The sequence below is a fragment of the Halarchaeum nitratireducens genome (assembly GCF_014647155.1).
Lineage (GTDB): Archaea > Halobacteriota > Halobacteria > Halobacteriales > Halobacteriaceae > Halarchaeum > Halarchaeum nitratireducens.
The window spans coordinates 256,048-268,983 of the sequence record NZ_BMOQ01000001.1; the positions used below are offsets into that span (position 1 = coordinate 256,048).

The 12,936-nt window shown below is 71.3% G+C and carries 17 protein-coding genes; 9 read left to right on the forward strand and 8 right to left on the reverse strand.

Annotated elements, in window-relative coordinates; translation table 11 throughout:
- Position 1: 1 nt before the first annotated feature.
- Positions 2 to 499 (reverse strand): cation:proton antiporter regulatory subunit, encoded by a 498-nt coding sequence (locus IEX91_RS01300; RefSeq protein ID WP_188876632.1) that lies wholly within the window; start codon positions 497 to 499, stop codon positions 2 to 4.
- 250 nt (positions 500 to 749) lie between these two features.
- On the opposite strand from IEX91_RS01300, the gene IEX91_RS01305 reads away from it, so the two are divergent.
- Both IEX91_RS01305 and IEX91_RS01310 read left to right on the forward strand, forming a co-directional pair.
- A complete protein-coding gene (locus IEX91_RS01305) occupies positions 750 to 1,424 on the forward strand; it encodes an AzlC family ABC transporter permease (RefSeq protein ID WP_188876634.1) in 675 nt (224 codons plus the stop codon).
- Positions 1,421 to 1,768, forward strand: a complete 348-nt coding sequence (locus IEX91_RS01310; RefSeq protein WP_188876636.1) for an AzlD domain-containing protein — start codon at positions 1,421 to 1,423, stop codon at positions 1,766 to 1,768. Before IEX91_RS01305 ends, IEX91_RS01310 begins: the two co-directional genes overlap by 4 nt.
- A 229-nt stretch (positions 1,769 to 1,997) precedes the next feature.
- Here the strand turns inward: IEX91_RS01310 and IEX91_RS01315 are convergent, their stop codons facing one another.
- Entirely contained in the window at positions 1,998 to 2,576 is a 579-nt protein-coding gene (locus IEX91_RS01315; RefSeq protein ID WP_188876638.1) for a CoxG family protein, read from the reverse strand.
- 112 nt (positions 2,577 to 2,688) lie between these two features.
- On the opposite strand from IEX91_RS01315, the gene IEX91_RS01320 reads away from it, so the two are divergent.
- Positions 2,689 to 3,768: an archaeosine biosynthesis radical SAM protein RaSEA gene (locus IEX91_RS01320; RefSeq protein ID WP_188876640.1), complete on the forward strand. Its 1,080-nt coding sequence runs from the start codon at positions 2,689 to 2,691 to the stop codon at positions 3,766 to 3,768.
- A gap of 177 nt (positions 3,769 to 3,945) precedes the next feature.
- Here the strand turns inward: IEX91_RS01320 and IEX91_RS01325 are convergent, their stop codons facing one another.
- From IEX91_RS01325 to IEX91_RS01345, 5 genes are all read right to left on the reverse strand, one after another.
- A complete protein-coding gene (locus IEX91_RS01325; RefSeq protein WP_188876642.1) occupies positions 3,946 to 5,154 on the reverse strand; it encodes an outer membrane protein assembly factor BamB family protein in 1,209 nt (402 codons plus the stop codon).
- 139 nt (positions 5,155 to 5,293) lie between these two features.
- Positions 5,294 to 5,965, reverse strand: coding sequence for a phosphoribosylformylglycinamidine synthase I (purQ, locus tag IEX91_RS01330; protein WP_188876644.1), 672 nt, complete (start codon positions 5,963 to 5,965; stop codon positions 5,294 to 5,296).
- The gene (gene purS, locus IEX91_RS01335) at positions 5,962 to 6,216 is read right to left on the reverse strand and encodes a phosphoribosylformylglycinamidine synthase subunit PurS (RefSeq protein ID WP_188876646.1); all 255 of its coding nucleotides are present in this window, start codon (positions 6,214 to 6,216) and stop codon (positions 5,962 to 5,964) included. The genes purQ and purS overlap by 4 nt, the downstream gene beginning before the upstream one ends.
- A gap of 214 nt (positions 6,217 to 6,430) precedes the next feature.
- Positions 6,431 to 7,249, reverse strand: a complete 819-nt coding sequence (locus IEX91_RS01340) for a DUF3891 family protein (protein ID WP_188876648.1) — start codon at positions 7,247 to 7,249, stop codon at positions 6,431 to 6,433.
- A gap of 243 nt (positions 7,250 to 7,492) precedes the next feature.
- Positions 7,493 to 8,521, reverse strand: coding sequence for a phosphoribosylaminoimidazolesuccinocarboxamide synthase (locus IEX91_RS01345; protein WP_188876650.1), 1,029 nt, complete (start codon positions 8,519 to 8,521; stop codon positions 7,493 to 7,495).
- A gap of 137 nt (positions 8,522 to 8,658) precedes the next feature.
- Between IEX91_RS01345 and IEX91_RS01350 the strand changes: the two genes are divergently transcribed.
- From IEX91_RS01350 to IEX91_RS01375, 6 genes are all read left to right on the forward strand, one after another.
- Entirely contained in the window at positions 8,659 to 9,309 is a 651-nt protein-coding gene (locus tag IEX91_RS01350) for a bifunctional 4-hydroxy-2-oxoglutarate aldolase/2-dehydro-3-deoxy-phosphogluconate aldolase (protein WP_188876652.1), read from the forward strand.
- 106 nt (positions 9,310 to 9,415) lie between these two features.
- Positions 9,416 to 9,751 carry a hypothetical protein gene (locus tag IEX91_RS01355; protein ID WP_188876654.1) on the forward strand — a complete coding sequence of 112 codons (336 nt, stop codon included), beginning with the start codon at positions 9,416 to 9,418 and terminating at the stop codon, positions 9,749 to 9,751.
- Positions 9,752 to 9,818: 67 nt separating this feature from the next.
- On the forward strand, positions 9,819 to 10,133 hold the full coding sequence (locus IEX91_RS01360; RefSeq protein WP_188876656.1) for a hypothetical protein: 315 nt from the start codon (positions 9,819 to 9,821) through the stop codon (positions 10,131 to 10,133).
- A 50-nt stretch (positions 10,134 to 10,183) separates the two neighbouring features.
- Positions 10,184 to 10,522: a hypothetical protein gene (locus IEX91_RS01365; protein WP_188876658.1), complete on the forward strand. Its 339-nt coding sequence runs from the start codon at positions 10,184 to 10,186 to the stop codon at positions 10,520 to 10,522.
- Positions 10,523 to 10,600: 78 nt separating this feature from the next.
- Positions 10,601 to 11,953, forward strand: coding sequence for a 7,8-didemethyl-8-hydroxy-5-deazariboflavin synthase subunit CofH (gene cofH, locus IEX91_RS01370; protein ID WP_188876659.1), 1,353 nt, complete (start codon positions 10,601 to 10,603; stop codon positions 11,951 to 11,953).
- Between the two features lie 25 nt (positions 11,954 to 11,978).
- A complete protein-coding gene (locus IEX91_RS01375) occupies positions 11,979 to 12,473 on the forward strand; it encodes a metal-dependent hydrolase (RefSeq protein ID WP_188876661.1) in 495 nt (164 codons plus the stop codon).
- Between the two features lie 36 nt (positions 12,474 to 12,509).
- On the opposite strand, the gene IEX91_RS01380 is transcribed toward IEX91_RS01375, so the two are convergent.
- Positions 12,510 to 12,890: a tautomerase gene (locus IEX91_RS01380; protein WP_188876663.1), complete on the reverse strand. Its 381-nt coding sequence runs from the start codon at positions 12,888 to 12,890 to the stop codon at positions 12,510 to 12,512.
- Positions 12,891 to 12,936: the final 46 nt, after the last annotated feature.

Here is a 12,936-nt window from a genome sequence, read left to right on the forward strand (position 1 = left end):
CCTACGCCGTCTCGCCCTCGCCCGTCGCCACGAGCGACTGGAGGGCCTTCTGCTCCGCGCGCGACCCGATGGCGACGAGGATGTCGCCGGGTTCGAGGACCGTGTCCGTGCCGGGGTTGGCGAGCGTCTCCGCGCCGCGCTGGACGGCCGCGACGGTCGCGCCCGTCTCCGCGCGGATGCCGGCGGCAGCCAGCGTCTCACCCGCGACGGGGGAGTCCGCGGGGACCTCCACCCACTCCATGATCGCGTCGCCGAGCGGGACCTCGACGTCGTCGAGATCGAGCGGTCGGAAGTCGGTTCCCTGCAGGACGCTCGCGGCCTCACGAGCCGTCGCCGCGTCGAGATCGAAGAGCTTCTCGGCGTCCGCGTCCGGCCCCTCGCGCCGGTAGATCTCCCGGCGGCCGTCGTGGTGCACGATGACGACGAAGCGCGTCTCCCCGCTCGTCGCCACCTCGTACTGTTTGCCGACGCCGGGGACGTCGACTTCGTGGATGACCATACGCCCTCCCACGGCCGGATCGGCAAAGAAACCCGCCCGTCTCGGCGCGTCGCCCCTCACGCCCCGCGACTCCGGTACGGCCTCGTCACGTCCGCGCGCGCCGTCGGCGCCGATCCGTCCGTAGCAGCCCTCTCCGCTGATCCGCCGGGGTCACGCCCTCTCGGCCGGTCCGTCCGTGCCACGCCCGGCCCGGTCCGACGCCCGCGTCGGGTTCGATGGGATTTAGCTCGCGGCCGGTCGACTGTCACGCATGGAACGCGACGCGCTCGCTCGCGGCCTCCGCGACGCCCTGCCGATCCTCGTCGGTATCGTGCCGTTCGGACTCGTCGCCGGCGTCGCCGCCAGCCGCGCCGGCTTCACCTTTCCGCAGGCGATGGGGCTCTCCGTCTTCGTCTTCGCCGGCGCGTCACAGCTCGCGGCGCTCTCGCTGGTCGAGGGACACGCGGCGTTCGTCGCCGTCGTCGCTACCGCCGTCGCGATCAACCTCCGGATGGCGATGTACTCGGCGTCGCTCGCCCCGTACTTCGAGGGGTACGCCGCGCGCTGGCGCGCGCTCCTCGCCTACCCGCTCACCGATCAGGCCTTCGCGCTCTCCGTCGCCACCTACCGTGAGTCCGACGTCGATCGACGCTGGTACTACCTCGCGGTCGCGTTCGCCCTCTGGGCCGTCTGGCAGGTCACGACCGCCGCCGGCGTCCTCCTCGGCGCCGGCGTCCCGTCCTCGTGGGGGCTCGGCTTCGCGGTGCCGCTCGTCTTCCTCGCCCTCCTCGTGCCCGCCATCGAGGGCGTCCCGCACGCCGCCGCGGCGGTCGTCGGCGCCGCGATCGCCGTCTACGGCGCGGACTGGCCGTTCAACGCCGGCCTGCTCGTCGGCGCGCTCGCCGGCATCGTCGCGGGCCTCGTCGTCGCGGGGTGGCGGCGATGACGACCTACGACGCCCTCACGACGTGGGCGCTCATCGCCGCGATCGCCGTCCCGACGTTCCTCATCCGCTTCTCCTTCATCGGCCTCCTCGGGCGCGTCGGCGGCGTCCCCGACTGGGCGGAGCGCGCACTGGCCTTCGTCCCCGCTGCCGTCCTCGCCGCGCTCGTCGTCCCGGACATCGTGACGATCCGCGCGACCGTCGCCGCCACGATCGCCCAAGAGAAGGTCGTCGCCGGCCTCGTCGCCGCCGGCGTCGCCTACTACACCGAGGACGTCCTCGCCACGATCGCCGTCGGGATGGGGGTCTTCTGGGCGATCCGCTTCGGCCTCCCGCTCGTGACCTGACGTGTCGGTCCGCTCCCGCCGCGTCCCCGCTGCGTCCCCGTCGCGCTCCTCGTCGTCTCGCTCGCCGCCGCGACCCTCTCCCCGGTGCCGGCGCGCCGACCGCCGGTGGGCTCCCGCGGGACGCGCCCCTGCACGCCGCGGGCTGTGCGGCGATCGTCGTCGCCGGCGCGTGGGCGGTCCGCCGCGACGACCCGCCGGCGCTCCTCGGGCTCGTCGCCCTCGTGTCGCGCTACCTCCACTCGGGGTCCTTCACCACCCGCTCGCTCTTGGGGCCGCCGAGCGCGGCGAGGCGGTCGTCGAGCGCGTCGAAGTAGTCGGCGGCGACGCGCGTGATCGTCGACTCGACGGCACGCCGGTCGTCCGCGGCGAGTCGCCCGCCGACCGCCGCCTCCGCGCGCCACGTCGCGAGACACCCCCCCTCTCGCTCGTCGAGGGCGAGTGTCGCTTCCATCGCCGCGTCGATGTCGTCGCCGATGGCTCCCTCGACGACCATGTCGGGGTAGTCGCGCTCCGTGACCGTCGCGTCCACGTCGATTTCGACGTCGGCGCCGCGGACGCCCGCACCGATCACCGCGTCGTACCGCTCCCCCGCCGAGACCGTCCGCGCGTCGCGCGTCTCGGGGTCCGTGGCGAGCAGGCGCGCGATCGATCCCGACGGGAGCTCGCGGTCCGCGACGGGCGCGAGCGCCGTACACCCCGGGAGACACTCGCGGGTCGTCACCGGATCGGAGAGGGCGACCCAGACGGACTCGGGGGCGACCGCGAACGCGCGTTCGAGCGTGACCGCGATCGACGTTGACTCGGACACACGCGCAACCCGGCCGCCGGCCGCCTAAGCGTTGTCGTCGCCGTCCCCGCCCTCGACCGCGGGTAGGGGTCGACCGCGGGGGTTTTACGCGCGCCCGGGCTTCTACGTGGTAATGAGTAAGCCGTCCCCCGAGGTGTACGAGCAGGGGCGCGGGATGGACGCGCACAATCAGGTGATGCGCGAACTCCGCGCCGAGAAGGGGAACAAGGAGTACGACCCGCACGAGCCGACGCGGGTGTGGCTCGACGAGGACAACACGCCCGACGGCGTCTACCAGAGCCTGACGATAATCCTGAACACGGGCGGCTGTCGCTGGGCGCGCGCCGGCGGCTGCACGATGTGCGGCTACGTCGCCGAGTCCGTCGAGGGCGGGAGCGTCGGCCACGACGCCCTCATGGACCAGATTCAGGCCTGCCTCGACCACGAGGCCGAGGAGGCCGACGACGAATCCGGGCTCGTGAAGATATACACCTCCGGGAGCTTCCTCGACGAGCGCGAGGTCCCCGCCGAGACTCGCAGTGCGATCGCCGACACCTTCGCGGACCGCGAGCGCATCGTCGTCGAGAGCCTCCCGGACTTCGTGGAGGCCGAGCGCGTCTCCGACTTCACGGACGTCGGCCTCGAAACCGACGTCGCCGTCGGCCTCGAAACCGCCACGGACCGCGTCCGCCACGACTGCGTGAACAAGTACTTCGACTTCGCGGACTTCGAGGACGCCGCCGCTGAGGCGCGCTCCGTCGGCGCGGGCGTCAAGGCCTACCTCCTGATGAAGCCGCCCTTCCTCTCCGAGTCCGAGGCCGTCGCGGACATGAAGGCCTCCGTCGAGAAGTGCGCGGCCGTCGAGGGCTGTCACACCGTCTCGATGAACCCGACGAACGTCCAGCGCTACACGATGGTCGATCGACTCCACTTCCGGGGCGGCTATCGCCCGCCGTGGCTCTGGTCGGTCGCCGAGGTGTTGGAGGAGACCGCCGACGAGGACGTCATCGTCGTCTCCGACCCCGTGGGGAACGGCTCCGACCGGGGCCCGCACAACTGCGGGGAGTGCGACGACCTCGTCTACGAGGCCATCAAGGACTTCGACCTCCGGCAGGACCCGAGCGTCTTCGAGGAGGTCAGCTGTGAGTGCGAACTCACGCACGACGCCGTCCTCGAACGCGAGACGGCCTACAACCTCCCGCTGGCGGAGTAGGCGGTTCTGGGCGGCGGCGAAGAATCGCTACTCACCGAACGGCGGCCGGAGGGGGCCGCGAGGAATAGGTCGCGCGACGCGCGACCGGACATCCGAGCCGGGCGTGGCGATCCGCGAGGAATAGAGCGGTTCGGGTGTCGTTCCGGTCGTCTCGGCCCGTCGGTCGGCCGGTCGCGATCAGTCGCTGACGCGCACGACGCCGGAGTCGCGGCCGTGACCGGCGTAGTAGAGCGCGCTCCCGCGAACCGAGGGCGCACTCATGAGCGCGGGTCGGACGTCCAGCCCGAGCGACCACGTCGTCTCGCCGCTCGCGGCGTCGAGTGCGTACAGCGTCTCCTCCCCCAGCGCGAACCGCGTATCGGCGGCGACGACCGGCGGACGCGGCCCGAGGTCGGCGTCGAGCTCCCTCGCCCACCTCGTGGCTCCGTCAGTCACGTCGAACGCCGCGAGCGCGCCGTCGGGTGACTGGACGTGGAGCGTGTCGCTACTCACGGCGGCGTACGGACTCCCGTTCTCCGGCAGCGGGACGGACGCGCGCCACTGTGTCGCCCCGTCGTCCAGCGCGAGCGCGTACACGTCGCCGCGATGGGCCGCGTAGTACAGGTGGTTCTCGCCGACCACGAGCGGGACGGTACTCTCCGGGAGGTCGTGCCGTCGCCAGCGCTCCTCGCCCGATGCGGGGTCGAGGGCGGCGACGCCGGTCTCTCCGTCCGTACCCACGGCCGCGTACGCGTCACCGTCGCGGGCGACGACGGACGCCGTAGACTCGCCTGCGTCGTAGCGCCAGCGCTTCTCGCCGCTCGCGGGGTCGCGACCGTAGACGGTCTCCCCGTCGTCCGTGAGGAGGACGTCCGCGGCGAGAACGGGCGCGTTCGACACCGTTCCGTAGCCGCCCTGATCGGTTCGCCAACAGAGCTCGCCGTTCCGGCCGTCGTACGCCGCCACGAACTCCGCCGTCGAGACGAAGACCGCGTCTCCGGCGACCGTCGGCGTCGACTTCCCATACGGATACCGAACCGACCACGACGCCTTCGACGAGTCGAGTCCGAAGCCACGATACGCACCCGCCTCGCCGTCCCCGTCGCTGTACCCCACGATACCACGGCCACCGGCGAGCGTTACCGAGGTGCCGGTCGCGACGCCGACGGCCGCGACGCTGGAAACGGCCGGATCGCTGGACGGACCGCCGTCGGCCGTCCCGCCGGTGTTCGCGAAGTCGTGTTGGTAGGTCGGCCACGCCCCGGTGACGTCGCCCACGGGGGCGTCCCGCTCGTGAACGCGATCGGTCCCGGCGACGACGCGACCCATACACCCCGTGAGGGAGGCGAGCGCCGTCGCTCCCGTCGCTGCGAGCAGCCCGCGGCGCGTCAGTGCGTTGGAGGGCATCCCGTCAGTGTCTCGACTGAACGAGTAAGTAAGTTGTCTCCGTCACGAGACCGGCGACGGTCGTTCGGGGCTCGGGTGCGGTTCGACGGGGGCGAGGTCAGCGCGGGCGCTCACTTGTCCGCGTAACCGGCTTCGCCAGTTACGCGAACGCTTCCAACACGCCCTGCCCGTCCGTCCTGCCGAGGAGCGGGAGCGCGGCGCGCTCCGGGTGGGGCATCATGACGGCGATCGTCTCGTCCGCGCCGAGGAGTCCCGCGACGTTGTGCTTCGAGCCGTTCGGGTTCGCTTTGTCGGTAACGGTCCCGTCGGCGTCGCAGTAGCGGAAGAGCACCCGGTTCTCGTCCTCGACGGCCGCCAGTTCGGCGTCCGGGATCTCGAAGCGCCCCTCGCCGTGCGCGATGGGGAACTCGACGACGTCGCCCTCGTCGTAGGCGCGCGTCCACGGGGTGTCGGCGTTCTCGACGCGGAGGTGGACGTGCTCGCACTGGAAGCGCGCCGAGCGGTTCGTCGTGAACGCCCCGGGTGTCAGACCGCCCTCACAGCCGATCTGCGCGCCGTTACAGATCCCGAGGACGGGCGTGCCCGATTCGGCGGCGGCGCGGACGTCGTCCATGATGGGCGAGCGCGCCGCCATCGCGCCCGCGCGGAGGTAGTCGCCGTAGGAGAAGCCACCGGGAATGACCACGCCGTCGGTGTCGGCGGGGAGGCCGTCCTCGTGCCAGACGATTTCCGCGTCGACGCCGACCGCGTCGAGCGCGCGCACGGCGTCTCGATCGCAGTTCGACCCGCCGAAGCGCACGACGGCGATCATTCGCGCGCGGCGACGTCCACGTCGTAGTCGTGGATCGTCGGGTTGGCGAGCAGGCGCTCGGCCATCTCCTCGGCGCGCTCGGCCGCGGCGTCCGCGTCCGCGGCGTCGAGGTCGACCTCGAAGCGGTCGGTCGAGCGCAGCGCCTCCAGCTCGAAACCGAGGCGTTCGAGGGCGCGTTTCGTGGTCTCGGCCTCGGGATCGAGGACGCCGCGCTTCAGTCGGACGGTCACCGTCGCGGTGTAGGCGCTCATCGCCCGTGAGTGCGTGACCGTGGTCAAAAAGACTTCTGAAAAAGCGGGGATGTTGCACGTTCGTGTGGCTCCCGCTCCCTCGAATCCCGCTCGCGAATCGCTTCCCGTCTGCCGGCGTGTCGCGTCCCGTCGCCCGGGCCGGGCGCCGTACGGTCGCGGCGCTGTGCGATCACTCACGCCGTACCGACCGCGGGCGTCCTCCCCGCCGGAACGACTAGGCGACGAACGTGACTTCGAAGCGCCGCACGTCGGCGTCGTAGTAGGCGCTCACGAGGTCGTCGGCGTCGGTCGGGACGATCCGCTGCGGGACGGTCGCGGCGAGCGCGTCGATCTCGAAGGGGTAGGGATCGAGTCGGAGCGTCGCGGGGCCGACCGGCGTCACGTCGAGCGTCGCCGTGTCGTCACCCGTGACCGGGACGGGCCCGATCTCCGTCGCCTCGAACCGGGCACTGTGGCAGGCGTAGAGCGAGAGCGAGTCGAGCGCCTGCAACAGGAGGTAGTGTTTCCATAGGTCGCCGCGGATCGCGCCCGCCGGGGCCGTCCCGTCGGCGTGGAGGACGTCGAGCGTCTCCCGGTCGCGCTCGGGGAGGTCGAGCGACGCCGCGAACTCCGCTTGGCGCGCTTCCTGCGCGTCGACGAACGACGCGAACGGCGCCTCGTCGCTCAGGTCGAGGATCTCGGTGCGGACGCCGTAGCCCCCGCGGCGGAGGCCGGCGGCGTGCATCGAGACGAGCAGGCCGGCGTAGGGATCGATGTCCGCGGCGACGTCGACGCCGCGCGCGTAGAAGTCGGTCCAGTCGTCGCCGTCGACCGCGACGAAATCGACGGGGTCGCCGTCGTCGTCGAGTCGCGGTCGGCAGTCGTAGTCGCTCCACCCCTGGTCGTGGGTCTCGGCGGCGACGACGAACGGGACGCGCGGGCCCGGGAGGACGGTGTCCCCGCCGCCCCAGTGGCGCGCGAAGCGCCCGCTGAGCGCCGCGTGGTCGGGTTGGGTGACGAACCGATAGCGGTCGCCGGCCTCGGTGACGATCATGTCGAAGGAGAGGTGCCGGCGCTACAAAGAGGTAGCCCGCCTCGCCGCCTCGGGTGAGGCGGTCGAACGCGAGCGGGACAGTGCTCACAGTTGGGTCGGAAATGCACGTACGCGTCGGAACCGCGGCTCATGGACCGCTCATCTGCCCTCATGGCCGACGGCGACGTGCCCGTCCTTCCGGGCCGCGACGGCGCCGGGGCCGTCGACGTCGACGAGCGCGCCGATGACGGGAGCGAGGTCGCGTTAGAGGTCTCGCACGGCGTCGACGGCCGCGTCGATGTCGGGCGCGTCGAACCACTCGCTCCCGGCGTAGGCGTTCGTCCCCGCCCGATACAGCGCCGACACCGTCTCGATCACGTCCTCGGGGAGGCGCTCGGGCGTCGTGCCGCAGAGCTCGCGCCAGTCGGCGACGCCCTCCCGGTCGGCCTCGGCCTTCGCCTCGCTCACGGCGTCGACCCACGTCGGGTCGTAGCTCTTGTAGAACTGCCGGACGACCTCCTTCGAGACCTGCTGGCCGCGGTAGGAAAAGCGGTTCTCGTCGAACGTCCCGACGACGTCGGCGACGACGACCTCGCCGTCGATCACCGCGCACTCGATCTTGCCGTCCTGGTGCTCGAAGCCCGCCGCCTCGGCGCGCTCGGTGACGACGTCGTTGACGCGACGCGCGAGCGATTCGAGGTCGGCGACGGCGGCGTCGCCCGCGATCCGGTCCGCCTCGGCGTCGTCGACGTAGCGGTCCTGCTCCTCGAACTTCGTGGAGAACTCGACGACGGGGTCCGCGAGGGTGACGGGTTCGGCCGGCCACTCGGCGACGTCGAGGCCGTACTCCTCGGGGCTCGCGCGCGAGCGGAGACTGGAGCCGACCGGGACGGTGTTGCGAAAGACGATCTCCAGGGGCACCACGTAGTTCGATCCCGCCTCCGCGTGGAAGGCGTCGTAGTCGTAGTCGCCGTCGGCGAACGGGAGGTCGGGCACCCGCACGAGGTCGATGGCCATCTCGGTCGGCGGGGTGCCCGCGCTGTCGAGGTCGACGACGCGCTCGGCGTCGCCGGCGTCGACGACGCCCCGGTAGTGCGTGGGGACGCCCGCGGCTTCGAGCAGTTCGAAGTTGTACGCGCCCATCGTGCAGAGCGCCGCGCCCTTCTGCGGGATCTGGTCGGGCATCTTCCCCCAGTCGAAGACGCTGTAGTCGTCGGTGAACGCGAACCGACCGCGGCCGGCGGCCTCCCGCGTCGGGGCGTCCGCGACGCGGAGGTCCTTGACGCTCGTCATACGCGTCCTCCGTCGTCCGGGGACTAAGTGGTTTCCATCGACGTGCCTACCGGAACCGATCTCAGACCCGAGGTATGCACGTCTGTGCTATCTCCGTTCCACCCGTCTTTATGACTCGGCGCGCGCCACGGTCGAACATGGTAGCAGACCCGACGCTGTCGGAGCTCACGGAGTGCGGCGTCGTCGCCGTCATGCGCGGCCTCGAACCGGAGACGCTGATCGACACGGGCGAGGCCCTCCGCGCGGGCGGCGTCACGACCATCGAGGTCACGGCGGACTCGCCGGGCGCGATCGAGGGGATCGACGCGCTCGCCGACCACTTCGCGGACACCGAGGTCCACGTCGGCGCGGGGACCGTCATCGACGAGGAGACGGCGAACGCCGCCCTTCGGGCCGGTGCCGAGTTCGTCGTCTCGCCGTCGCTCCACGAGTCGGTCATCGAGACCTGCAACCGCTACGGCGTCGCCTCCTTCCCGGGGATCATGACGCCGACGGAGGCCGTCTCGGCCATCGAAGCCGGCGCGAGCGCGGTGAAGGTCTTCCCGGCGAAGAGCGTCGGACCCGCGCACGTCTCGGCGCTGAAGGGCCCGCTCGGCCAACTCGACATCGTTCCGACGGGCGGTGTCGGCCCGTCCAACGCCCGCGAGTACATCGAGGCCGGCGCCGCCGCCGTCGGCGCGGGCGGCTCGCTCATCGACGAGGACGCCATCGCGGCCGGCGACTTCGAGGCCATCACCGAGAACGCCGAGGAACTCGTCGCGGCCGTAAAAGCGGGACGTGACGCGTAAGCGCCCCGAAGACGCGAACGCCACGGCGTAGGAAGGGCGAGGGGGCGATCCTCACTCGACGTGCTCTCGCGAGAAGGCTTTTGGCCCCGTCGCCCCACGCTCCGGTATGGCTCGCGACCGCGTCGACTACTGGAGCCCGATCGCCGCGCTGGGCGCCGCGGTACTTCTCGCGCTCCTCGCGTTCGGACGCCCGACGCCCCCGGTGACGGCGGCCCTCGCGCTCGGCGTCGTCGCCTTCGCCGCGGGCGTGCTCCTCCCCGTCCGGGAGGCCATCCCGTCGTACGCGCGGCTCCTGGGCGTTTACCTCGGCGTCTTCGGGATCGCCGTGTTCGTCAGCGACGGCTGGAGCCTCACCGTCGCAGCGATGCTCCTGGTCGGGGTCGTCTCCCTCCTCGAACTCGCCTACGCGCGCGTCACCGGGCGCTCGCCCACTATCGCCTGAGGCGTGCGCGCGACCACGCGACGCGCACGCCGGTACTTTTTTGCCTCGGTCGGTCGTCACGCTCCGCGTGTCGTTCACTGATCACTTCGATCGCTGGAGCCCGGTCGTCGCGTGCGTCGCGATCGGGTGTGCGGCGCTCGGAGCGCTCGCCACGCACGTCGCACTGACCGGCGCGTACGTCCTCGTCGCGGTCGTCTTCGGCGTCGGCGTCCCGATCGGGCTCCGCGACGCCGTCCCGGTGTACGACCGGATCGCCGCCGTCTCCCTCGGCGTCTACGGCGTCGCCCGACTCGCCGTGACCGGCGTGTGGCGTCTCGACGGCGTCACGTGCGCGGTCGTGGGCGCCGTCGCCCTCCTCGAACTCGCCCTCTCGCGGGTCTGATCGGATTTCCGCGGCGAAGGTTTTTCTCCCCGCCCCGCGTTCCGCCGCCCATGGCCCTCCGCGATTCGCTCGACTACCGAAGCGCCGCGTACGCGCTGCTCGTCGCCACCGGCGTCGTCTCTTTCGCCCTCGGTTCGCCCCCGCTCTCCGAGGTGCTCTCGTTCCTCCCGCTCGTCCTCGTGTCCCTCACGGGAATCCCCGTCCCCGTCCGCGAGCGCGTCCCCGAGCACGACCGCCTGCTCGCCGTCGGCATCGGGATCATCGGCGTCTACGGCCTCGCCGCAGAGGGCCCCTCACTCCTCGACGCGCTCTTCGCGCTCGCGGGCGTCGCCGCCGTCGCCGTCGTCCTCTACGAGCGCATCACGGGCCGCTCGACGCGGATCGCGTGAGGCGACGTCCGTCACCGGTTCCCCCACTCACCTGACGGGACCCGCCCGCTTTTGCGTGTGCGCGCGAAATCGACGTGTATGTCTTGGATCGACGATCGGGCGGCGGACCTCGACGCCGACGAGTTCGGCTTCGACGTCGTCCCCGAGACCGACCAGTCCTTCGAGAACGCGCTCTCGAAGGCCCGCGACGGCGTTCGTCTGACCGTCGACGACGGGATCGAGCTCATCACGACCGGCACCGACGTCGAGGGGCTCGATCCGTACCGGAAGGAACTCGTCTTGGAGGCCGCGGACCGCCGGCGCGCGGAGGTCGTCGGCGAGGAGGTGACGTTCATCGCCAACGTCAACAACAACGTCACGACGGCGTGCAACACCGGCTGTCTCTTCTGTAACTTCAAAGACACCGCCCACCAGTTCGAGACGGAGTACCAACAGGAGCACGGCGGCTTCACGAAGTCGCCCGCCGAGTCGCGTGCGGTCGTCCAAGACGCCGTGGATCGCGGCGTCTACGAGGTCACGTCGGTATCGGGGCTTCATCCCGCCTTCGGGCTGAACGAGGAGCACCGCGAACTCCTCGACCCCGACGATCCCGAGCTGAACTACAAACCGCCGGAGGCGTACGACACCGATCCGACGACGTACCGCGAACAGATCGCCGCGATGGCCGAGACGGGCGCGCACGTCCACTCGATGACCCCCGAGGAGGTCGATCACGCGCAGCGCGGAGCCGACTGGGGGTACGCGGACGTCTACCGCGAGCTCGCGGACGTCGGCCTGAAGACGGTGCCCGGAACCGCGGCGGAGATCCTCGTCGACGAGGTGCGCGAGATCATCTGTCCGGGCAAGATCACCACCCAGGAGTGGGTGGACTCGATGGCCGCCGCCGCCGAGGTCGGCCTCCCGATGACGGCGACGATGATGTACGGTCACGTCGAGAACGAGGCCCACCGCGTGGAGCACCTGAAGGTCATCCGCGACCTCCAAGATCGGACGGACAACATCACGGAGTTCGTCCCGCTCTCCTTCATCCACCAGGACACCCCGCTCCACGAACACGGCGTCGTCGAGTCGGGGGCCTCGAAGGCCGAGGACGAACTGCTGATCGCCGTCGCGCGCCTCTTCCTCGACAACGTCGAGCACATCCAGTCCTCGTGGGTGAAGTACGGCGACGAGTTCGGCCTCAAACTCCTCAACTGCGGCGCGGACGACTTCATGGGCACCATCCTCTCTGAGGAGATCACGAAGCGCGCGGGCGGTCAGTACGGCGAGTTCCGCTCCTTCCGCGACTACGTCGAGATGCTCACGGCGATCGGCCGTCCGCCGGTCGAGCGGAACACCGACTACACCGAACGCCGTCGGATCGACACGGATGCGGACGTTTTCGGTCCCCAGCTCGGCCCCGCGGCCGACGGCACACCGCTCCTCGACTAGGCGTGGCCCACGCGAGGTCCCGGCCATGATGGTCACGACGCACGCGGTGATGGGCGCCGCGCTCGTCACGCTCCTCCCGCTCTCGCCGCGGGTCGCCGGCGTCGCCGCTTTCGCCGCCTTCTGCGGGGGCGTCTTTCCCGACCTCGATCTCCTCGTCGGCGAGCACCGCCGGACGCTCCACTACCCCGACTACTACGCGCTCTGTCTCGTCCCCCTCGTCGGCCTCGCCGGCCTTCGCCCGCACGCGCTCACCGTCGGCCTCGCGCCGCGGCCGTGGCTCCGCGACGACCACCGCGGCGTCTACTGCCGTCTCGGGCGACGCTGGCTCCACCCGCGCCACTGGATCCGGTGGGACGGCGCGCCCGAGGACCTCGCGCTCTGCGGCGTCTGCGTCTGCGTCGTGCTCTTCGGAGCCGACCGGCCGCTTCGACTGCTCGCCGTCGCGACGCTCCCGGTCTCCGTCGTTTACACGCTCCTCCGCAAGCGCCTCCCCGACCTCGCGCCGTGGCTGGTCGGGTGAGTGCCCACGCGGTGGCGTGCGGTGTGGCCGTTCGGCTCACCCCTCCTCGGGCGTCCACGTCGCCCCGACGCGATCGTACCCCATCATCGACGGCCCGTCGTGCGCCGTGAACACGACCTTCAGGTTCTCCGACGGTACCCCGTGGGCCTCGCGGGCGCGCTCCATCACCGCGAGCGCGAACTCCCGTTTCGTCTTGTCGTCCCGGCCGCGGCGGATCTCCGCGTCCACGAAGAGCAGCGGACCGTCGACGCCGCGTCCGATGGAGAGCGCCGCGTCCGCGTGCGTGCGGACCGTCACCGCGACGTGGTCCGTTCCCGTCCGCATCACGTCCGCGTACGTCTCGCGGACGAACGCCGCGAACGCTTCGGTCTCCGCCTCGTCGAGCGCCAGCGTCGTGTCGAACTGCAAGAGCGGCATGCGAGAATCGATCGCGCGCGAGCGCCGTAAAACCGCAGGAGAGTGG

Coding starts and splice junctions, on each gene's coding strand:
- IEX91_RS01300 (WP_188876632.1), bottom strand. CDS start 499: ATGGTCATCCACGAAGTCGACGTCCCCGGCGTCGGCAAACAGTACGAG.
- IEX91_RS01305 (WP_188876634.1), top strand. CDS start 750: ATGGAACGCGACGCGCTCGCTCGCGGCCTCCGCGACGCCCTGCCGATC.
- IEX91_RS01310 (WP_188876636.1), top strand. CDS start 1,421: ATGACGACCTACGACGCCCTCACGACGTGGGCGCTCATCGCCGCGATC.
- IEX91_RS01320 (WP_188876640.1), top strand. CDS start 2,689: ATGAGTAAGCCGTCCCCCGAGGTGTACGAGCAGGGGCGCGGGATGGAC.
- IEX91_RS01325 (WP_188876642.1), bottom strand. CDS start 5,154: ATGCCCTCCAACGCACTGACGCGCCGCGGGCTGCTCGCAGCGACGGGA.
- purQ (WP_188876644.1), bottom strand. CDS start 5,965: ATGATCGCCGTCGTGCGCTTCGGCGGGTCGAACTGCGATCGAGACGCC.
- purS (WP_188876646.1), bottom strand. CDS start 6,216: ATGAGCGCCTACACCGCGACGGTGACCGTCCGACTGAAGCGCGGCGTC.
- IEX91_RS01340 (WP_188876648.1), bottom strand. CDS start 7,249: ATGATCGTCACCGAGGCCGGCGACCGCTATCGGTTCGTCACCCAACCC.
- IEX91_RS01345 (WP_188876650.1), bottom strand. CDS start 8,521: ATGACGAGCGTCAAGGACCTCCGCGTCGCGGACGCCCCGACGCGGGAG.
- IEX91_RS01350 (WP_188876652.1), top strand. CDS start 8,659: ATGGTAGCAGACCCGACGCTGTCGGAGCTCACGGAGTGCGGCGTCGTC.
- IEX91_RS01355 (WP_188876654.1), top strand. CDS start 9,416: ATGGCTCGCGACCGCGTCGACTACTGGAGCCCGATCGCCGCGCTGGGC.
- IEX91_RS01365 (WP_188876658.1), top strand. CDS start 10,184: ATGGCCCTCCGCGATTCGCTCGACTACCGAAGCGCCGCGTACGCGCTG.
- cofH (WP_188876659.1), top strand. CDS start 10,601: ATGTCTTGGATCGACGATCGGGCGGCGGACCTCGACGCCGACGAGTTC.
- IEX91_RS01375 (WP_188876661.1), top strand. CDS start 11,979: ATGATGGTCACGACGCACGCGGTGATGGGCGCCGCGCTCGTCACGCTC.
- IEX91_RS01380 (WP_188876663.1), bottom strand. CDS start 12,890: ATGCCGCTCTTGCAGTTCGACACGACGCTGGCGCTCGACGAGGCGGAG.